Below are 19772 nucleotides of genomic sequence, written 5' to 3'. Positions count from 1 at the left end.
AGGTACACCCATGTCCACGCCCCTCACCGGCTCGGCAGCGCTCGACCACGCCGCCGATCTCGCCGACTTCGTCGCCGCCTCGCCCTCGAGCTACCACGCTGCCGCCGAGGTCGCCCGCAGAGTGCGCGACGCGGGCTTCACGGAGCTCGACGAGCGCGACGCATGGCCCTCCCAGCCCGGCGGGCGGTTCTTCGTCGTGCGCGACGGAGCTGTCCTCGCGTGGGTCGTCCCGAACGGGGCGGATGCCGCGACCGGCGTCCATGTCTTCGGCGCACACAGCGACTCCCCGGCCCTGAAGCTCAAGCCGCGTCCCACGACGGGGAGCCTGGGCTGGCTGCAGGCCGGCGTCGAGGTCTACGGCGGGCCGCTGCTGAACTCGTGGCTCGACCGGGAACTGCGCCTCGCCGGTCGCCTCGTGCTCGACGACGGGACGAGCGTCCTCGCCGCGACGGGCGCTCTCCTGCGCCTGCCGCAGCTCGCCATCCACCTCGATCGCGAGGTCAACGACGGCCTCGCCCTCGAGAAGCAGCGTCAGACCCAGCCGGTCTGGGGCCTCGGCGACGCGGACTCCGCCGACCTGCTCGGCGAGCTCGCCGCCGAGGCCGGCGTCGACGCCTCGCGCATCCGCGGGTACGACGTCGTCACGGCCGACGCCGCCCGAGGGGCTGTGTTCGGCAAGGGCGATGTGTTCTTCGCCTCGGGCCGTCTCGACGACCTCGCCTCGGTCCACGCCGGCGTCGTCGCCCTCGAGCGTGCGGCCGACGGGTTCGACGCGGAGCGCATCGCGATGCTCGCCGTGTTCGATCACGAGGAGGTCGGGTCCGCGACCCGCTCGGGTGCCGCCGGACCGTTCCTGGCAGACGTCCTCGAGCGCGTCCAGCTCTCGCTCGGGGCCGACCGCGAGCAGCAGCTGCGCTCGCTCGCGTCGTCGTGGTGCGTCTCCAGCGACGTCGGGCACGCGGTGCACCCGAACTACGCCGAGAAGCACGACCCGGTGGTCCAGCCTCGCCTCGGTTCCGGCCCGATCCTCAAGATCAACGCGAACCAGCGCTACGCCACCGACGGCGCCGGCGCGGCCGCCTGGCACGGCTGGTGCGACACCGCCGATGTCGGCTCGCAGGAGTTCGTCTCGAACAACGCCGTGCCGTGCGGCTCGACCATCGGTCCGATCACGGCGACCCGGCTCGGGATCGCGACGGTGGACGTCGGCATCCCGATCCTGTCGATGCACTCCGCGCGCGAGCTCGCCGGCGTGAGCGACCTGCACGACCTGTCGCGGGTGGCGGAGGCCTTCTTCACCGCCTGAGGCTCAACGCCGAAACGACGGATGCCGCGGGCCCACCGACGTCATGTCGGGGACCCGCGGCATCCGCGGTGTCAGCTGGTGATCAGTACCAGCCGTTGTTCTTCGAGTGGTTCCAGGCGCCGCACGGGCTGCCGTAGCGCCCGTCGATGTAGCCGAGGCCCCAGGCGATCTGCGTGGCGGGGTTGGTCTCCCAGTCGGATCCGGCGCTGCTCATCTTGCTGCCGGGGAGCGCCTGCGGGATGCCGTACGCGCCGCTCGAGGAGTTGTGCGCGCGGTAGTTCCAGCTCGACTCCTTGTCCCAGAGCGAGACGAGGCAGGAGAACTGGTCGTCGCCCCAGCCGTAGTTTCCGAGCATGCCCCGCGCGGTCGACTGCGCGGCGGCGGCCGACGTGCCGCTGCGGGCCTTGCCGCTGGTGGGGATGGAGCTCGACGAGCTGGACGAAGAAGAAGACGACGAGCGGGACTCGCTGGCCTCGGCCTCGGCGGCCGCTGCCTCTTCGGCGGCCTTCTTCTCGGCTGCAGCCTTGGCGGCAGCCTCGGCCTTGCGCTTCTCCTCGGCGAGGCGTTCCTTCTCCTTGGCGATCGCGGCGTCGAGACGTCCCCGGAGGGCGCTGGTCTTCTCGGTGACGGCGGTGATCTCGGTCTCGAGCTCGGCCGTCGCGTCGCGGGTGTCGAGCAGGAGCGGCAGCGACGACACGGTCTCGAGATCGTCGACGGCCTTCGAGAGGCCGTCGGTGGGGACCGTGATGTCCGTCGTGCCGACGTTGAGCTTGGATGCCGTGATGTCGGCGGTCACGTCGGTGGAGGCGGCCGCGGCGTCCTGCGCACGCTGGAGCGTGGACTGGATCTTCGACTCCGGAGCGGACGTCGCGACACCGTCGGTCAGCGACTCGGGGAGCTTCTGAGTGAAGGAGGCCAGGGCGATCGCCGGAGTGGAGGTCTCCGATGATGTGGCCTGCGGCGCGGGGGCCATGGCGGTCGCGCTCGCGGCGATGACGAAGGCCGTGGTCAGCGTCGAGAGGACGAGGACCGGGCGCCGCCGGAGGCGACGGGCTTCGATCTGGGTGGAGCGGATGGAGCGGCGGGTGGAGGGCACAGTCGAGTCAGTAGGCATGCAGCAGTAATGGTTCCGTGTAGCGAGGGCACGCCTGTGAAAGGCGAGCGTGACCGTTCGGGCGGGCACGAGTCGCCCACTCTGGCCGACGTACCTGAGCGTTACCCGAACGTTACCTGGATGTCCTCGATCGGTCACCCGCTCACAAAAGTCCTGATCACGGAGCCTGGCAACTTCCTGAGGTCCGCCGCGGACCCTTCCAAGCGATATATCGTTGTGTATCGGTCACCACGTGAAGGAGACATCATGAACAGTCCATTCGGTTCGCAGGGCTTCGGGTCCAGCGGCTTCGGCGGCAGCGGCCGCGGGTTCGGATCCGGCCCCCAGGGCATGGATCTCGGCAACCTCGGTGCCGGGCTCATGGAGGCGTTCGAACAGTTCCGCACGTCGTTCGATCAGCGTCCCGGCCCCTCCCGTATGAGCCGCGGGGACGTCCGGACCGCGGTGCTCGCGCTCCTCTCCGAGAAGCCCATGCACGGGTACCAGATCATTCAGGAGATCGATTCGCGAAGCGGCGGATCGTGGAAGCCCAGTGCGGGGTCGGTCTACCCGACGCTGCAGCTCCTCGCGGACGAGGGGCTCATCGTCGCCGAAGAGGCGGGCGGGCGGAAGACGTACTCGCTCACCGACGCGGGTCGGATGGTCGCTGACGAGGCGGCCGGCTCGGCGCCCTGGGAGACCGCTGGCCCGACGAAGGAGCACCACCCGCGCGCGACGGCGCTGCCGAAGGCGGGCGTCGAATTGGCGCAGGCCGCCGCGCAGGTGGCGCGATCCGGGTCCCCCGAGCAGGTGGCGGAGGCCGTGGAGATCCTCGAAGAGGCTCGCCGTCGGCTCTACGCTCTGCTCGCGCAGGGCTGATCCGCGTGGCAGCACGGCGTCGGGAAGGCGAGAACCTTCCCGACGACCGCGACGCGCGGGCGCGCTATCGACGGATCCTCCGTTTCGCGGCGAGGGCACTTGCCGTCACATGGTGGTTCGAGCTCTTCCTGCCGCGCATCGGCCTCGGCTGGATCGGTGTGCGGGGGCGATCGGCGCGTATGCAGCGCATCGCCCGCCGATTCCACGGTCTCGCGATCGACCTCGGTGGCCTGATGATCAAGGTGGGCCAGTTCATGTCGTCGCGCCTGGACGTCCTCCCTCCCGAGATCACGAAGGAACTGGAAGGACTGCAGGACGAAGTCCCTGCCGTCCCGTTCCCCGAGATCCGTGCCGAGGCCGAAGGGCAGCTCGGCGTGCCGCTCGACCGCGCGTTCGTCGCCGTGGAGAGCGTGCCAGTGGCCGCGGCATCCCTCGGTCAGGCCCATCGGGCCCGGCTGTCGGAGGAGGATGCCGCCCTCACCGGGCTCGACGCCGTCATCCTGAAAGTGCAGCGCCCCGGGATCCAGCGGATCGTCGACACCGATCTCGCGGCGCTGCGTCGCGTGGGCCGGTGGCTCAGCCACGTCCGCATCGTGTCGGACCGCGTCGACGCCCCCCAGCTCGTCGAGGAGTTCGCCGAGACGAGTCTCGAGGAGATCGACTACCTGCAGGAGGCGGCCAACGGCGAGCGGTTCGCGGCGGACTTCGCCGGTGATCCCCGCGTGGGCGTCCCCGCGGTCGTCTGGGAGCGCACGTCCCGTCGCGCGCTCACGCTCGAGGACGTCACGGCGATCAAAATCACCGACCACGACGCGTTGCGTGCCGCCGGGATCGATCCCGCCGAGGTCGCGAAGGTGTTCGCGTCGGTCATGTTCGACCAGGTGTTCACCCACGGGTTCTTCCACGCCGACCCGCATCCGGGGAACATCTTCGTCACACCCCTCACGGGGACGGATGCCGCCGGTGCCGACGCCCCGTCGTGGCGGCTCACCTTCATCGACTTCGGCATGATGGGCGAGGTCCCGCCGGGTCTGCGGAACGGATTGCGGCGCCTCATGATCGCCGTCGCCGCCCGCGACGGCGTCGCGCTCGTGCAGAGCATCCGCGACGTGGGCGTCCTGCTGCCGAGCGCGGACACGACCGAGCTCGAACGAGCGATGACGCAGCTCTTCGCCCGCTTCGGCGGCATGGGGTTCGCCGAACTCCGCGAGGTGGACCCGCGGGAGTTCCGCGCGTTCGCGATCGAGTTCCAGGACGTCGTGCGGGCACTCCCGTTCCAGCTGCCGGAGAACTTCCTCCTCATCGTTCGCGCGATGTCGCTGACCTCGGGTGTCTGCAGCGCGCTGGATCCGACCTTCAACCTCTGGGATGCGGTCGAACCGTACGCCTCACGTCTCGTCCGCGAGGAAGGACGTAACGCCGTCGGCGACGTCCTGCGGCGTGCCGTCTCGAGCATCACGACCGCGTCGCGGCTGCCGGGGCGCGTGGATGAGCTCATCACGCGTGTGGAGGACCGGCGGATCTCGTTCCCCGACCCGGCACTGGAACGCCGCGTCGCGCGGCTGGAGCAGCTGGGCCGTCGCACGCTGTCGGGACTGCTGTTCGCCGCCCTCCTGGTCGGTGGGGCGACACTGCGTCCCGACGACCCGGTTCTCGGCGGCGTCCTGATGACCGGTTCGCTCCTGCCTCTCGCCCACGCGCTCCTGGCGGGCGTCTTCGGCCGCCGCGGGTGACGCGCGGCCGCCGCCTAGGATGAGTCGGGCGCACCGGCACAGCTCTGACGGTGCGCGTGGAGGAGGCGGCATGGCCGACAACCGGAGGACCTGGATTCTCGTCGACGGCGAGAACATCGACGCGACCCTCGGCGGATCGATCCTGGGGCGGCGCCCCCAGCCCGACGAGCGGCCCCGGTGGGACCGCATCCTCACCTTCGTCGCCGACCAATGGAACCAGGACGCGCGCGGCCTCTTCTTCCTGAATGCCTCGACGAACCTGCCGATGTCGTTCGTGCAGGCCCTCCTCGCGCTCGGCTACCAGCCCGTGCCGCTGTCGGGCGACCCCGACGAGAAGGTCGTCGACCTCGCCATCCAGCGGACGCTCCAGGCACTGCAGCAGCACGGTGACGACGTGGTACTCGTCAGTCACGACGGCGACTTCGTCGACGACCTCGGCGTCCTCGCCGACGGGTCGCGACGCATCGGCGTGCTGGCATTCGAGGAGTTCCGCAACGCCGGCTTCGCTCAGATCCCCGGCATCCGCTTCTTCGATCTCGAATACGACGCCGGCGCGTTCGACGCGCAGTTGCCGCGCGTGCGGATCATCCCGATCGACGAGTTCGACCCGGAGCAGTTCCTGCGCTGAGCGGGGTCAGGCGAACCGCACCCAGTTCGCGCCGCGGCCGGTCTCGTACCGCCCCTGCAGGTGCAGGTCGGCGCCGTCGACGCGGTACAGCGAGACTGTCGTCGACCGCTCGCCCGCCGCGACGAGCAGCGCGCGGTCGTCGCTCACGGCGAACCCGCGCGGCTGCTCCTCGGTCGCCGCGAAGCCGGTCGGCGCGCTGAGCGAGCCGTCGGCGTCGATGCGCAGCGCCGCGAGGGTGCTCGCCGTGCGCTCCGACGCCCACACGACGCCGTCGGTGAGGTGGATGTCGGCGCCCCAGACGTAGTGGTTCTCGCGCGGGTCCTCGTCGATGACGCTGTGGCGGAGCTTCTCGGACGGGTCGTGGGCCGGGGTCGCGTCGACGAAGTCGAGGATGCCGCTCACCGGGTCGCGGCGGAAACGCAGCACCTCGCCGGTGAACTCGGTGAGGACGTAGACGGTCCTCTCGTCGTCGCTGAACGCGAGGTGCCGCGGTCCACTCCCTGCGGGGGCGTCCGCGGTCGCCGGGTCGAGCGGGGAGAGGGAGAGGTCGTCGCCCAGTGCGTACTGGGCGATGAGGTCGGTCTCGAGCGAGACGAAGTAGGCGTGGCGCCCGTCGCCGCTCGCGAGCACCGAATGCAGCCGCGGGAACCGCACCTCGGCGGTCGGTGCGGAGACGACGCCGTCGTCGCCGACCGCGCATACGATGCCGTACCCGCCCGAGTAGGCCGCGCCGAGCAGCACGGAACCCTGCCGCGTCAGCGAGAGGTAGTTCATCGCGCCACCGGGCAGCGCGACCCGCGAGAGCGGGGTGAGCGCGCCGGTCTCGCGATCCAGCGCGAGGGTCAGGATGCCGGCGCCCGGGTTGTCGTCGTCGGCCTTCACCGATGCGTACACGAGGCCACGGTCGACGTCGACGGCGAAGTTCGAGCAGCCGGTGGTGCCCGCAGTGACGGCGAGGCGTTCGAGCCCGGCATCCGTCACGCGGAACGTGCTGATCGAGGAGTCACCGGCATTGGCCACGAGGACGAGCGAAGAGGACATGATCCGATCGTATGCCGCTGACCGGAGCGGCCGCTGCGGTCCCCGGGAGTAGGGTCGAGGCATGCGTTTCGTGTCGGATCTGCCCTCGTGACCGCGCTCCCGACCATCGACCGCACCCCGCGCTACTACCTGAGCGCCCTCGGCATCGGTCTGCTCGCCGGGCTCATGTCGGGCATGTTCGGAGTCGGCGGCGGCACGGTCATCGTCCCGCTCCTTCTGACGCTCCTCGTTTTCGACCAGCGCCGCGCCGCGGGCACGTCGCTCGCCGCCATCGTCCCGACCGCCGCCGTCGGCGTCATCTCGTACGCCGCTGTCGGCGCGGTGGCGTGGATCCCCGCGCTCATCCTCGCCGCGGCCGCCGTCATCGGTGCGCAGGTCGGCACCTGGCTGCTCGCGCGGCTGCCGCAGAACGCGATCCGGTGGGGGTTCATCGCCTTCCTCGTCGTCGTGATCGTGATGCTGTTCATCGTGGTGCCGTCGCGTGATGCGGAGGTCCCCCTGACGTGGGGCACCGGCATCGGATTCGCCGTGCTCGGCGTCTTCACCGGGATCATGGCGGGGCTCCTCGGGGTGGGCGGCGGCGTCATCGTCGTGCCGGCGCTCATGTTCCTCTTCGGGACGAGCGACCTCGTCGCCAAGGGCACCTCGCTGCTGATGATGATCCCCACCGCCATCTCGGGGACGATCGGCAACCTGCGTCGCCACAACGTCGACCTCGTCGCGGCGGCGGTCATCGGCGTCGCGGCGTGCACGACCACGGCCCTCGGCGCCTGGCTCGCGACCCTCGTCGATCCCTTCACGGCGAACGTCCTCTTCGCGGTGTACCTCACCTTCATCGCGGTGCAGCTCGGGATCAAAGCGATCCGCGCCCACCGCGCCCGCTGACCGGACCCGCGGGAGGCCCGGACGGTAGGATCGTCCGGTGCCTGTGAATCCCGAGTTGCTCGGTCGAGCCTTCCCGCCGACCACCCCGTACCTCGTCGGACGCGAGAAGGTGCGCGAGTTCGCCCGTGCCGTCTTCGCGACCGACCCGCAGCACGACGACCCCGCCGCGGCTCAGGCCCTCGGCTACGCCGACGTCGTCGCGCCGCCCACCTTCGCGATGGTGATCCAGGACATCACGCTGCAGCAGCTGCTGGGCGAGCCCGACTCGGGCATCGTGCTCGAGCGCGTCGTCCACGCCGAGCAGCGCTTCCGCTACACGCGACCCATCGTCGCGGGCGACGAGCTGACCGGGCGCCTCACGGTCACCGGCATCCGTGCATTCGGCAAGGGTGCGATGGTGACGAGCGAAGCCGAGATCACGGATGCCGGTGGCGACCACGTCGTCACGGCGACGTCCGTCCTGCTGGTGGGAGGAGACGAATGATCCCCCTCGAGGTCGGCGCGGTCGTCGCCGAGCGCACCGTCCACCTGACGCGCGCGTCGCTCGTCCGGTACGCGGGAGCGTCGGGCGACTTCAACCCCATCCACTACAACGACGCCGTTGCCGAGCGCGTCGGCCTGCCCGGCGTCCTCGCCCACGGCATGCTGACGATGGGCCTCGCCGTCGAGACGATCGTCGAGTGGCTCGGCGACTCCGGTCGCATCCTCGAGTACGGCGTGCGCTTCACGCGCCCCGTCCTCGTGGACACCGAGGCCGGCGCGGACGTTACGGTCGTCGCGAAGGTCGGCGCGGTCGACGACGATGCCGTGCGTATCGATCTGACGGTCAGCCACGACGGCACGACCGTCCTCGGCAAGGCGCAGGTGCGCGTCCGCGCGGCATCCTGATGCCCGAGATCACGCCCGTCCCGCTCTCTCAGCTCACGACTCTCCGGGTCGGCGGGTCTCCGCAGCGGATGGTCGAGGCGACGACGGCCGACGAACTCGCCGACACCCTCCGCGAGGTCTGGGCGGCGGGGGAGCCGTGGCTGGTCCTCGGCGGCGGATCGAACCTGCTCTTCTCCGATGAGGAGTTCGAAGGCACCGTGATCCTCGTCCGCTCGTCGGGCATCGAGCGGCTGCCCTCGCCGAACCCCGGTCACGTGCGCCTCAAGGTGCAGGCGGGTCACTCGTGGGACGACCTCGTCGCGCAGACGGTCGCGGCTGGGCTCAGCGGCATCGAGGCGATGGCCGGGATCCCCGGCACGACGGGCGCCGCGCCCATTCAGAACGTCGGTGCGTACGGTCAGGAGATCGTCGAGACGCTGGTCGAGGTCGAGCTCATCGACGAGGCGACCGGGGAGGTGTCGGTGGTCCCGGCATCCGATCTCGGTCTCGGTCTGCGCACCTCGGTGCTGAAGAAGCACTACGGGTCGGTGCCGGAGCGTTCGGCCGTCATCCTGTCGGTGACCCTCGAACTCGCCCAGGTCGGCCACGGCGCGGTGCCCGTCCGCGGTGCGCAGCTGCGGTCGGCGCTGGGACTCGACGCGGATGCCGAGGTCACCCTCGCGTGGATCCGCGAGACCGTCCTCGAGATCCGCGGACGCAAGGGCATGGTGCTCGACGAGGACGACCACGACACGTGGAGTGCCGGGTCGTTCTTCCAGAACCCGGTCGTGTCGGCGCAGTTCGCCGCGACCCTCCCCGCGGAGGCGCCGCGGTGGTCGATGGCGCCCGCCCTCGAGGCGGATCGCGTCATCCCGCTCGACCGGTTCGACGGGTTCATCCCGCCGCGCGCCGGCGGACCCGCGCCCGTCAAGATCAGCGCCGCATGGCTCATCGAGCACGCGGGGATGCGCAAGGGCTTCCGCCTGCCCGGGTCGCAGGCATCGCTGTCGACCAAGCACGCCCTCGCGCTCACGAACCGGGGACGTGCGACGGCCGAAGAGGTCGCCGCCCTCGCTCGGCTCATCCAGCAGCGCGTCCAGTCCGAGTTCGGCGTGCTCCTGCAGCCCGAGCCGGTGCTCTTCGACGTCGAGCTCTGACCCGGGGCGTTCGACGCCGAGGTCCCGATCCGGCCGGGAACAGCACGCTCATTCCCGGCCGGAAGGGGACCTCGGCGATCGTCGCCGGGGTCCGGCGCGTCAAGCGAAGAGGCGCTGAAGGCGCTGGACGCCCTCGAGCAGCTGGTCCTCGCCGAGCGCGTACGACAATCGCAGGTAGCCCGACGGGCCGAACGCCTCGCCCGGGACGACCGCGACCTCGGCGCGCTCGAGGATGAAATCGGCCAGCTCGAGGGAGGTCTCGATGCGGACGCCGTCCCATTCGCGCCCGAGCAGGCCCGTCACGTCGGGGTAGACGTAGAAGGCACCGAGCGGGTTCGGGACGGTGACACCCGGGATCTTCGCGAGTTCGGCGACGATCAGCCCGCGACGACGGTCGAACGCCTGTCGCATCTTCTCGGCCTCGTCCTGCGGCCCGGTGAGGGCGGCGAGGGCCGCGCGCTGCGCGATGTTGTTGACGTTGGAGGACAGGTGCGACTGCAGGTTGCCGGCGACCTTGATGGCGTCGGCGGGGCCGACCATCCAGCCCACGCGCCAGCCGGTCATGGCGTACGTCTTCGCGACGCCGTTGACGAGGATCGTCTGGCCGGCGAGCTCCGGCACGGCCTCGACGATCGACTGGGCCCGCGCGCCCTCGTAGACGAGGTTCTGGTAGATCTCGTCGCTGATCACCCAGATGCCGTGGGCGAGGGCCCACTCGCCGATGGCCTTCGTCTCGTCGGGGGTGTAGACCGCGCCGGTCGGGTTCGACGGCGAGACGAACACGAGCACCGTGGTCTTGTCGGTGCGAGCGGCCTCGAGCTGGTCGACGGTGACCTTGTACTCCTGGTCGGCGCCGGCGAACACCTCGACGGGCACGCCGTCGGCGAGGGCGATCGCCTCGGGGTAGGTGGTCCAGTAGGGCGCGGGGAGGAGGACCTCGTCGCCGGGGTTCACGACCGCCTGGAAGGCCTGGTAGACGGACTGCTTGCCGCCGTTGGTGACGATGACCTGCGACGGCGCGACCTCGAGCCCGGAGTCGCGGAAGGTCTTCGCCGCGATCGCCTCACGGAGCACCGGGAGGCCGGCGGCGGGCGTGTAGCGGAAGTTGGCGGGGTCGCGCAGGGCCTCGGCCGCGGCATCCACGACGAACTGCGGCGTCGCGAAGTCGGGTTCTCCGGCCGCGTACGAGATCACCGGGCGACCGGCGGCCTGCAGGGCCTTGGCCTTGGCATCGACCTTGAGGGTCGCGGACTCGGCGATGGCGGTCAATTTGCGGGAGAGCGGGGCGCGTTCGGTCACCCTCCGAGCGTAGCGTCGCGGGGTGGGCACGCACAGCGCGTCGGCCCCTGTTACAGCGTCGTCGGGAGCCACACGCGCATCGTCGACGGTCCCCGGTCTCCCCAGTCGCGATATGGCACGAGCCTGACCTCGCGCGCCGCTGCGGCGGAGAGATCGGCCGGGCCATACGGCCACGTACGGGCGTCGTCGTCACGGATCCCGATGGGCAGCCAGACCTCGCCATCGCGTTCGACCGGACGCGCCCCTCGATCGACGACGGCCCGGTCGACGGAAGCGCCGAGGTCGGTCGATTCGAGCGCGTAGACGACCGGACCGCGCTCTATCGCGACACTCCCGCGCACCGCGTCGATGAGCGGATGCGGATGCGTCACCCTGGCCTCCAAGGGCAGACGCAGCTCGATCACATCACCGGCACGGAAGACACGATGCACCGTCGCCATGCCCGGGGCGAGCGTCTGCACGTCTCGTCCGTCGGTCAGGGTCGCAGAGTCGGCCCAAGACGGCACCCGGAGACTCAAGGTCCACGGGTCCTCCGGCGACTCGGTGATGCGCACCCGGATGAGTCCGTCGTCCGGGTACGCCGTCTCGACGTGGAAGGCGATGACGTCTCCGAACGGCGCGGTGGTGCGGATCTCGGCATCGGCGTATTGGTGGACCTGGATGCCGCGATCGTCCGCCGTGGCGACGTAGGCGCCCAGCGCGGCGATCGTGCGTGCCAGATTCGGCGGACAGCACGAGACCTCGAACCACGGCGCACGCACCGATGACGAGGCGCGCGGCGACGTCGTCTCGGGATCGACGGGTTCGCCGGGGGTGCGCTGGTGGAGCGTGTTGGCATAGAAGAACGAGCGCCCGTCCGACCCGACCGCGGTGGCGACGACGTTGAAGAGCGTGCGCTCGATGAGGTCGGCGTGCGCAGGGTCGCCGTCGGCGAGCAGCAGCCGCCACGACAGCATCACGGAGGAGACGCCCGCACACGTTTCGGAGTACGCGCGGTCTGCCGGCAGTTCCCAGTCCTCGCCGAAAGCTTCGTCCTGATGATGCGAGCCCTGGCCACCGGTCAGGTAGGTGCGCCGCGCGACGGCGTGCGAGGTCTGGCGACGGACGGCATCCAGCAGCTCGTCGTCGCCCTGCTCGACGGCGACGTCGACGGCACCGGCGGCGAGGTAGTTCGCGCGAACCGCGTGGCCGCGCAGCGAGTGCGCCTCGCGGACCGGCACATCGTCCTGGAAGTACGCGCGCCCCCACTCGATGTCGGCGAGCGTGCCGTGCCCGCGTCGCTCGATGAACAGCGCCGATTGCGCGAGGTAATGCGGCTCGCGGAGGGCGCGCCCGAGTTCGGCGAGCCCGGTCTCGATCTCGGCGTGGCCGCAGACCCGCTCGATCCCGCCGGGTCCGAACACCCGGCAGACGAGGTCGGCTGCCCGCCGCGCGACCGCCACCAGGCCGTCGTCGGCGTCCGGTCGCGTGCGGTGCCGGGCGACGGCGGCCTGGAAGAGGTGACCCAGGCAGTACAGTTCGTGTCCCCACTCGAGTTCGGACCACCGGGGTGCCTGGCCCGCGCGCCCGAACATGGTGTTCAGGTACCCGTCCGGCTCTTGCGCCGCCGCGACCCTCGCGACGACGTCGCGGAAGGTCTGTTCGGCGGCCGCGTCGGGGCGTCGTCCCACCTCCCAGGCGAGGGCCTCGAGGTACTTGTAGACCTCGGAGTCCGAGAACTCCCGCCCACGACGCCCCTCGGGGAGCCCGCCGCGCGCGGCGAGATCGAAGTTGCCGAGCCAGCCCTCGGACTCCAGCCGTGCATGGATGTGGGGGAGGGTCTCGGTGGCGTTGAGCCGCTGACGCTCGGCCCACAGCCCCCCCGTCACGGTGACCTCGGACAGGCCCAGCGGGCGCACACGCCCACGACTGGGGCTGGCAGGCGCGACGGGCGGAGTGATCGCAGTGTGCGGGAACAGAGGAGTCATGGTCATCCCTTGAAGGCGCCGGACATGAAGCCGCGGACGTAGTGGCGTTGCAGGATCAGGAAGAGCAGGATGCAGGGCAGTGCCAGCACGACGACCCCGGCCTCGGTAGCGCCGTAGTCGACGACTCCCTGGGCCTGACCGCGGAGGTTCGCGACGGCCAGGGGGAGGGTCATCCGGGCGGAGTCGTTGATGAGGATGAGCGGGGCGAAGAAGTCGTTCCACGCCGTCAGGAACGCGAACAGGCCGACCGTGATGAGACCCGGCTTGACCGCGGGGATGAGGACCCGCCACAGGGCACTCAGCGGTGTGCATCCGTCGACCATGGCGGCCTCGTCGAACTCGCGGGGGACCGACTCGAAGGAGACCCGCATCATGAACATCGAGAACGGCAACTGGAACATGGTGATGACCAGCGCCACGCCGACGAGCGAGTTCTGCAGCCCGACGGCGTTCAGCAGAACGTAGAGCGGGATCAGGAGGGTCGCGTAGGGCACCATCAGGATCGCCAGGACGAGCAGGAACAGGACGTTCTTCCCGGGGAAGTCGAAACGCGCGAACGCGTAGCCGCCCGTCAGCGAGAGCAGCAGTGTCAGGGTCACGGTCAGCAGTGAGACGAAGAGCGAGTTGCCGAGGTACACCCAGACGCCGGCTTGATAGTCGGCGAGAGCGAGGTAGTTGCCGAAGCCCCATCCGTCGGTCTGGCTGGTGCCGGCCCGCGGGCCGACGGACGAGATCGCCGTCCAGATGAGCGGGTACAGGAAGATGATCGCGAGGGCCGTCGTGAAGACGGCGGACGGGATGCCGAGCACCGCCCGTCGCGCACGGGACCGGCGGCGTCGGGGCGGCGTCGGGGCGGAGCCGGGGGCGATCAGGGTGCGGGTGGCGGTCATGGCCATCGCTTCAGCTTTCGTCGGGGCGGCGGAACGCGCGCAACTGGAAGATGTTGATGACGACGAGGGTGAGCAGCACGATCACCGAGAGGGCTCCGGCGACACCGAGGCTGTTCTGCCCTTGGAACGCGACGCTGTAGATGAGCTGCACGATGGTGACGGTGCTGTTGTCCGGGCCACCCTTGGTGAGGATGTAGAACTGCTCGAACGCCAGCAACGAGCCGGTGACGCACATCACGGTGGTGAGTGCGAAGGTGGGGCGCAGCAGCGGAACGGTGACGTCGCGGAACGTCTGCCATCGTGACGCGCCGTCGATGCGCGCCGCCTCGTACACCTCGTCCGGGATGCCCTGCAGCCCCACGAGCATCAGCAGCATGTAGAAGCCGGCGTAGCGCCACACGATGAGGAACACCGTCGACCACAGTGCGCCCTCGGGGGTGCCGAGGAAGGTGATGCCCCAGGCATCCATCAGGTCGGCGAAGGGGCCCGCGATCGGCGAGTAGAGCACGTAGAAGAGCAGCGACGCGGAGGCGAGACCGAGGGCGCTCGGTACCAGGAACGCCGTCCGCAGGAACCCTTTCCAGCGTGTGCTCTCTTGCACGATGAGGGCGAGTCCGAGGCCGAGGCCGAGGAGGAGGACCGTCGTGATCACGGTGTAGATCAGGGTGAACCGGATCGAGTCCCAGAACAAGCGGTGATCGACCGCATCGATGTAGTTCTCGGGGAAGTTCACTCCCCGGTTTCCCCCGAGCAGGGGCCAGTCGGAGACCGACATCTGGAGCACGAGCAGCAGGGGGATGACGAACAGGAAGATGACGAACAGCGCCGTCGGGGCGGCGAAGCCCCAGCCCTGAGCGGGTCCGCCGAGGGGGCGGGACCGCCGTCGGGTGCGCGGAAGGGGAGCGGTGACGACCATGTCGACCTTTCGTGCCGGGGTGGAAGCGGGGGTCGCATCGGTCGAGGCGACCCCCGCTCGGATCACTGCTGGAGGATCGCGGTGATCTCGTCGTTGTCGGCGTCGACCGAGTCGCCGTCGCCGAGAACAGCGTTTCGGACGAGGGTCAGCCACGGGCTTCCGGGTGCGTTGAACGCCTGCTGGAAGTTGAGCGCGACCGGGGTGTCGCCCTTGCCGGCGACCTCGTTGATGGTGACGAGTCGGGGGTCGGCGTCGGAGAACGTGTTCGACGCGAGGTCAGCCCTCGAGACGACGTCCTTGTTCTTCGCGAGGACACCCACCTGCGCGTCCTCGGACATCAGCCAGTTGAGGAAGTTCCATGCCTGCGGGGACTTCTTGGAATCCTTCGAGATGCCGATACCGTCACCGCCGACGAAGGTCGAGGCGCCGCCGTTCGGTCCCGCGATGCCAGCGACTCCGGCGTCGAAGGGCGTCGAGGACAGCAGGGTGGCCGGGTAGTACATGAGCCCGACCTTGCCTTCGGTGAATCCGGCCGTCCAGGTGGGACCCGTCTCGTCCTGCGAACTCGGAAGGACCGCGCCCGAGTCCCAGAGGTCTTTCCACGTGGAGTAGATCTCCTTCGCGGTGTCGCCGGCGAGCAGCGATTCGGTACCGTCCTCGCTGAGCACCTTCTCGCCGTCGGCCCAGATCGCGGGGAACCAGGTGAAGAGCAGGCAGCCGCCGCAGTTCAGGCCGGTCGCGGTTCCGTAGACACCGGGCTTGTCGAGGGCCTGGATCGCCTTGGCCGCCGCGGCGAACTCCTCGAGGTCGGCGGGGGCCTTGTCAGGGTCGAGGCCCGCCTCGGTGAAGAGCTCCTTGTTCCAGAAGAGCATCGACAGGTCGAGCACGAACGGGAGCACGTGCTCCTTGCCGTCGGAGGTTCCGGCGCTCAGGTGGCCCTGGTTGATCTGGTCCTTGAAGTCGAGCCCGTCGATCTGCGCGGAGATGTCCTGGAAGAGACCCTGCTCCACCCAGTTCGGGACATAGACGATGTCGGCGGCGAACAGGTCGGGAAGGCCGTTCGAGCCGGCGGCCGCGCCCACTTTGGCGACGTAGTCGTCGTTCGGGACGACCGTCAATTCGACCTGGTTCTCGTGCGAGTCGTTGTACGCCTCAACGAGGAGCTTGGCCTGCTTCTCGAGCGGTGCGCGGGTCCACAGGGTCAGGGTCGATCCATCGTCGACGCCCTCCGCGGGGATGTCTGCGGGAGGTGTGGTGCCGGGCGAGCCGCCGGCGCAGGCCGCGAGCGAGCCGATGAGTGCTCCGGCTGCGAGCAAGGCCGTCAGTGTCCGCCGTCGGGAGCGGCGGGGGAAGGTGTTCATCGCGATGTCCTCTTACTCTCCGTCGAGTGAGTGTCGCGGCGGTCGCCGCAGGCACCAGGTGCTTCGGTCGGGTCCCGAAAATATCGAAACCCATTTCGGGACGATACTGCCGGTAGGGAGTAGGGTCAAGAGCGTCCACCGAAATGATTTCGAAAAGGGATCGCATGGCCAGTAACGACACGGGCGTCCGCACCACGACGCTCAGCGACGTCGCCCGACTCGCCGGGGTGTCGCTCGCGACCGCGTCGAAGGCGATGAACGGTCGCACCGACGTCGCGCCCGCGACTCGTCGGCGCGTGCTGGAGGCCGCCGAGGACCTCGCCTTCACCCCGAACGCCATGGCCAGAGGGCTGCTCGCCGGTCGGACGGGGACCGTCGGCCTGCTCACGAGCGACCTCGACGGTCGTTTCATGCTGCCGATCCTCATGGGCGCCGAAGACGCTTTCGGGGCCGGTCAGGTCAACGTCTTCCTCTGCGATGCGCGCGGCGACGCGATCCGCGAGCAGCACCACCTGCGCGCGCTGCTGAGTCGCCGGGTCGACGGCATCATCGTCGTCGGGCGCCAGACCGACCCGCGCCCGTCACTCGGGCAGGACATCCCGGTGCCCGTCGTCTACGCGTACGCTCCGTCGGACGACGACCGGGACCTCTCCCTCACCCCGGACAATCGCGCAGGCGGTCGCCTCGCCGTCGAGCACCTCCTCGCGTGCGGGCGGACCCGTATCGCCCACATCTCGGGCGACCCGACCTACGCCGCCGCACGCGAACGGCTCGACGGCGCCCGCTCAGCGCTCGCCGACGCCGGGCTCGAATTCGTCGGCGAGCCGCTCTCGGGCGATTGGTCCGAGCACTGGGGACGGGATGCCGCGGCCACCCTCCTCGGGCGCCACCCTGAGATCGACGCGGTGTTCGCGGCATCCGATCAGATCGCGCGGGGCGTCATCGATACGGCGCGCGATCTCGGACGCTCCGTTCCCGACGACCTCGCCGTGATCGGATACGACAACTGGGAGCTCCTCGCGACGAACTCCCGCCCCGAGCTCACGAGTATCGACGCCAACCTGCAGCAACTCGGTCGTCGCGCGGCCCAGCGCGTGTTCGAGGCGATCGATGGAGCGGAGATGGGTGAGGGTGTCCGGCATCTGCCGGTCCGCCTGGTCATCCGCGGGTCGACGGTTCCCCGTCGCTGAGGCTCAGCGGGTGGGTCGCGTGAGGATCTCGTTGCCGGACTCGAGGATCGCCACGGTGTGCTCGGTGTGCGCCGTGCGGCATCCCGTCGCGCTCCGGAGGGTCCAGCCGTCGTCGTCGACCTTCAGCTCGTCGGTGTCGACCATCACCCAGGGCTCGATCGCGAGCATGAGGCCCGGACGCAGGCGGTAGCCGCGGCCGCCGCGGCCGATGTTCGACACGTGCGGATCCTGGTGCATCGTCGTACCGATGCCGTGCCCGCCGAACTCGGTGTTGACGGGGTAGCCCGCGGCGGTGAGGACGTCGCCGATCGCGGCCGAGATGTCGCCGATCCGGGCGCCGGGCTGCGCCGCCTCGATGCCGGCGGCCAGGGCCTCCTGGGTCGCCGTGATGAGCGGGTCGTTCTCGGCGTGGGCGCCGCCCCCGACGGTGAAGCTGATCGCGGCGTCCGCGGCCACGCCGCTCGTCTTGATCGCGAGGTCGAGGGTCAACAGGTCGCCCGCGACGACGCGCTGATCGCGCGGCCGACCGTGGAGGACGGCGTCGTTCACGGCCGTGCAGATGTAGTGGCCGAACGGGCCGCGACCGAACGACGGCGCGTAGTCGACGTAGCAGGATTCGGCACCCGCGCCGAGGATCATGTCCTTCGCCCACGCGTCGATCTCGAGGAGGTTCGTCCCCGGCTTCACGCGCTCCTTGATCCCGTGCAGGATGTCGCCGACGAGTCCACCCGTCGTGCGGGCGCGGTCGATCTGGTCGGGGGTGAGGATTTCGATCACGAGGCAGTCCGTTCGGTCATCAGGCGCAACGGACAATCATACGTCCGCATGCCTCGTCGTGGTCGGGAGCCGCTCGACGCCCATCTAGGCTCGTCGTGTGCTCGAGTGGATCCTGGCCGAATGGATGCAGATCGTCGGATTCGCGACGGGGGCCGCGTGCGTGTTCCTCGCCGCTCGCCGGAACATCTGGACCTACCCCCTCGGCATCGCCAACAACATCGTCTTCCTCGCCGTCTTCGTGCCGGCCGGGCTCTACGCCGCCGCAGCACTCCAGGTCGTTTACCTCGTGCTCGGGGTCCACGGCTGGGTGCGCTGGGGGCGCGGCGTCGAGCAGGACAAGGGCTACATCGCCCGCACGCCGCGCCGTGCCGTCCCCTGGCTCGTGGTCGCCGGCATCGGCGGGACGGCCGTGCTCGCCTGGTTCCTGGCGACCTTCACCGACTCGCAGGTGGCGGTGGCGGATGCCGCGACCACCGCGGCGAGCCTCGTCGCCCAGTACATGCTCAACCGCAAGTGGATCGAGAACTGGTTCGTCTGGATCGGGGTCGACATCGCCTTCGTCGCGCTGTCCATCGTGACCGGCCTGTGGATCGTCGCGGCCCTCTACGTCCTGTTCATCGGTCTGTGCGTCGGCGGCTACGCGGGCTGGCGGCGCGTCGAGCGGACGTCGGCCCCCGGCGAGGTCGCGGCCGCGCGTGTCTGACACGCGGTTCCGCCACGGCGTCGTGGTGGGGAAGTTCTACCCCCTGCACGCCGGGCACGCCCACCTCATCCGCTCCGCGGCGCGTCAGTGCGAACGGGTGACGGTCGAGGTCATCGCCGCGTCGGTCGAATCGATCCCGCTCGCCGAGCGCGCGGCCTGGATCCGCGAGGAGCACCCGACCGTCCGTGTCGTCGACCACCTCGACGACACCCCCGTCGACTTCGCCTCCGACACCGCGTGGCAGGCGCACACCGCGACGATCGCGGGCCTGCTCGACAGCCCGGCGGATGCGGTCTTCACGTCCGACGCCTACGGCGAGGAGCTCGCCCGACGCCTCGGCGCGACCTGGGTGCAGGTCGACCCGGGGCGCATCCACAACCCCATCTCGGGAACGGCGATCCGCGCCGACATCGCTGCGCACTGGCACGAACTCGCCCCCGCGGCCCGGGCGTCGCTTGCGGCCCGCATCGTCGTGCTCGGTGCCGAGTCGACCGGTTCGACGACCCTCGCCGCGGCGCTCGCCGAAGAGCTCGGGACGACGTGGGTGCCCGAGTACGGCCGCGAGTACTCCGAGATCCGTGACGGCGGCCTCGACGCCCCGTGGCGGAGCGACGAGTTCGATCTCGTCGTCGACCGCCAGATGGCGATGGAGGATGCCGCGCTCCGCCGCGTCCCCACGCCGGTGCTCGTCTGCGACACCGACGTGCTCGCCACGGCGCTCTGGCATGAGCGCTACGTCGGGCGCCCGGCCCGCGGCATCCGTCGTCGTGCGGACGGCCACCGGCCGGCCCTGTACGTCCTCACGGGGGACGAGATCCCGTTCGTACAGGACGGCATGCGCGACGGCGAGCACATCCGCCACGCGATGCAGCGCCGCTTCCGCGAGGTGCTCGCCGAGCAGCCGGTGCCGTGGCTGGAGGTGCGCGGCTCGGTCGCCGAGCGGGTCGCCGCGGCGCTTCCCGCCGTCCGCGACGCGACGGCGCGCGCGACGTCGTTCGCGGCTCCGCTCGAAGGGCGTCCGCTCGCCGAGCAGGAGGCCCTCCGCGGGCGCACCGCCGGCGACGCGTCCCGTTAGGCTGG

At 70.3% G+C, this 19772-nt stretch carries 19 protein-coding genes; 11 read left to right on the top strand and 8 right to left on the bottom strand.

Features of this window, described 5'->3' with window-relative positions:
* Positions 1-10 precede the first annotated feature (10 nt).
* On the top strand, positions 11-1306 hold the full coding sequence (locus tag BLR68_RS10230) for a M18 family aminopeptidase (protein ID WP_018186913.1): 1296 nt from the start codon (positions 11-13) through the stop codon (positions 1304-1306).
* A gap of 82 nt (positions 1307-1388) precedes the next feature.
* Here the strand turns inward: BLR68_RS10230 and BLR68_RS10225 are convergent, their stop codons facing one another.
* Positions 1389-2420 carry an aggregation-promoting factor C-terminal-like domain-containing protein gene (locus BLR68_RS10225; RefSeq protein ID WP_040570561.1) on the bottom strand — a complete coding sequence of 344 codons (1032 nt, stop codon included), beginning with the start codon at positions 2418-2420 and terminating at the stop codon, positions 1389-1391.
* 246 nt (positions 2421-2666) lie between these two features.
* On the opposite strand from BLR68_RS10225, the gene BLR68_RS10220 reads away from it, so the two are divergent.
* From BLR68_RS10220 to BLR68_RS10210, 3 genes are all read left to right on the top strand, one after another.
* The gene (locus BLR68_RS10220) at positions 2667-3278 is read left to right on the top strand and encodes a PadR family transcriptional regulator (protein WP_018186915.1); all 612 of its coding nucleotides are present in this window, start codon (positions 2667-2669) and stop codon (positions 3276-3278) included.
* A 5-nt stretch (positions 3279-3283) separates the two neighbouring features.
* Positions 3284-5011, top strand: coding sequence for an ABC1 kinase family protein (locus tag BLR68_RS10215; RefSeq protein ID WP_018186916.1), 1728 nt, complete (start codon positions 3284-3286; stop codon positions 5009-5011).
* 70 nt (positions 5012-5081) lie between these two features.
* The gene (locus BLR68_RS10210) at positions 5082-5639 is read left to right on the top strand and encodes an NYN domain-containing protein (protein WP_018186917.1); all 558 of its coding nucleotides are present in this window, start codon (positions 5082-5084) and stop codon (positions 5637-5639) included.
* Between the two features lie 6 nt (positions 5640-5645).
* On the opposite strand, the gene BLR68_RS10205 is transcribed toward BLR68_RS10210, so the two are convergent.
* A complete protein-coding gene (locus tag BLR68_RS10205) occupies positions 5646-6680 on the bottom strand; it encodes a lactonase family protein (RefSeq protein ID WP_018186918.1) in 1035 nt (344 codons plus the stop codon).
* An 87-nt stretch (positions 6681-6767) separates the two neighbouring features.
* Here BLR68_RS10205 and BLR68_RS10200 point away from each other — a divergent pair, with 87 nt between their 5' ends.
* From BLR68_RS10200 to BLR68_RS10185, 4 genes are read left to right on the top strand one after another with little or no spacing between them, the layout of a single operon-like run.
* Positions 6768-7565: a sulfite exporter TauE/SafE family protein gene (locus tag BLR68_RS10200; RefSeq protein ID WP_018186919.1), complete on the top strand. Its 798-nt coding sequence runs from the start codon at positions 6768-6770 to the stop codon at positions 7563-7565.
* A gap of 37 nt (positions 7566-7602) precedes the next feature.
* Complete coding sequence (locus tag BLR68_RS10195) at positions 7603-8049, top strand: FAS1-like dehydratase domain-containing protein (protein WP_036324300.1); 447 nt, start codon at positions 7603-7605, stop codon at positions 8047-8049.
* A complete protein-coding gene (locus BLR68_RS10190) occupies positions 8046-8453 on the top strand; it encodes a MaoC/PaaZ C-terminal domain-containing protein (protein ID WP_018186921.1) in 408 nt (135 codons plus the stop codon). The genes BLR68_RS10195 and BLR68_RS10190 overlap by 4 nt, the downstream gene beginning before the upstream one ends.
* Complete coding sequence (locus tag BLR68_RS10185; protein WP_018186922.1) at positions 8453-9589, top strand: UDP-N-acetylmuramate dehydrogenase; 1137 nt, start codon at positions 8453-8455, stop codon at positions 9587-9589. Before BLR68_RS10190 ends, BLR68_RS10185 begins: the two co-directional genes overlap by 1 nt.
* Positions 9590-9688: 99 nt before the next feature.
* Here the strand turns inward: BLR68_RS10185 and BLR68_RS10180 are convergent, their stop codons facing one another.
* The 5 genes from BLR68_RS10180 to BLR68_RS10160 form a co-directional block, all read right to left on the bottom strand.
* Positions 9689-10888, bottom strand: coding sequence for a pyridoxal phosphate-dependent aminotransferase (locus BLR68_RS10180; protein ID WP_018186923.1), 1200 nt, complete (start codon positions 10886-10888; stop codon positions 9689-9691).
* A 50-nt stretch (positions 10889-10938) separates the two neighbouring features.
* Positions 10939-12861, bottom strand: a complete 1923-nt coding sequence (locus BLR68_RS10175) for a glycoside hydrolase family 127 protein (protein WP_051082791.1) — start codon at positions 12859-12861, stop codon at positions 10939-10941.
* Positions 12858-13745, bottom strand: coding sequence for a carbohydrate ABC transporter permease (locus tag BLR68_RS10170; protein ID WP_026302866.1), 888 nt, complete (start codon positions 13743-13745; stop codon positions 12858-12860). Before BLR68_RS10170 ends, BLR68_RS10175 begins: the two co-directional genes overlap by 4 nt.
* A gap of 10 nt (positions 13746-13755) precedes the next feature.
* Positions 13756-14661: a carbohydrate ABC transporter permease gene (locus tag BLR68_RS10165; RefSeq protein ID WP_026302867.1), complete on the bottom strand. Its 906-nt coding sequence runs from the start codon at positions 14659-14661 to the stop codon at positions 13756-13758.
* A gap of 62 nt (positions 14662-14723) precedes the next feature.
* Positions 14724-16022: an ABC transporter substrate-binding protein gene (locus BLR68_RS10160; RefSeq protein ID WP_018186927.1), complete on the bottom strand. Its 1299-nt coding sequence runs from the start codon at positions 16020-16022 to the stop codon at positions 14724-14726.
* Positions 16023-16186: 164 nt separating this feature from the next.
* Between BLR68_RS10160 and BLR68_RS10155 the strand changes: the two genes are divergently transcribed.
* On the top strand, positions 16187-17212 hold the full coding sequence (locus BLR68_RS10155) for a LacI family DNA-binding transcriptional regulator (RefSeq protein WP_018186928.1): 1026 nt from the start codon (positions 16187-16189) through the stop codon (positions 17210-17212).
* 3 nt (positions 17213-17215) lie between these two features.
* On the opposite strand, the gene map is transcribed toward BLR68_RS10155, so the two are convergent.
* Positions 17216-17989, bottom strand: a complete 774-nt coding sequence (gene map, locus BLR68_RS10150; protein WP_018186929.1) for a type I methionyl aminopeptidase — start codon at positions 17987-17989, stop codon at positions 17216-17218.
* A gap of 97 nt (positions 17990-18086) precedes the next feature.
* Here map and pnuC point away from each other — a divergent pair, with 97 nt between their 5' ends.
* Positions 18087-18692, top strand: coding sequence for a nicotinamide riboside transporter PnuC (pnuC, locus tag BLR68_RS10145; RefSeq protein ID WP_018186930.1), 606 nt, complete (start codon positions 18087-18089; stop codon positions 18690-18692).
* A complete protein-coding gene (locus BLR68_RS10140) occupies positions 18685-19767 on the top strand; it encodes an AAA family ATPase (protein ID WP_018186931.1) in 1083 nt (360 codons plus the stop codon). The genes pnuC and BLR68_RS10140 overlap by 8 nt, the downstream gene beginning before the upstream one ends.
* Positions 19768-19772: the final 5 nt, after the last annotated feature.

This window comes from Microbacterium sp. 77mftsu3.1 (assembly GCF_900100525.1).
Classification (GTDB): Bacteria; Actinomycetota; Actinomycetes; order Actinomycetales; family Microbacteriaceae; genus Microbacterium; species Microbacterium aquilitoris.
This window is presented reverse-complemented; position numbering and strand designations above follow the sequence as displayed.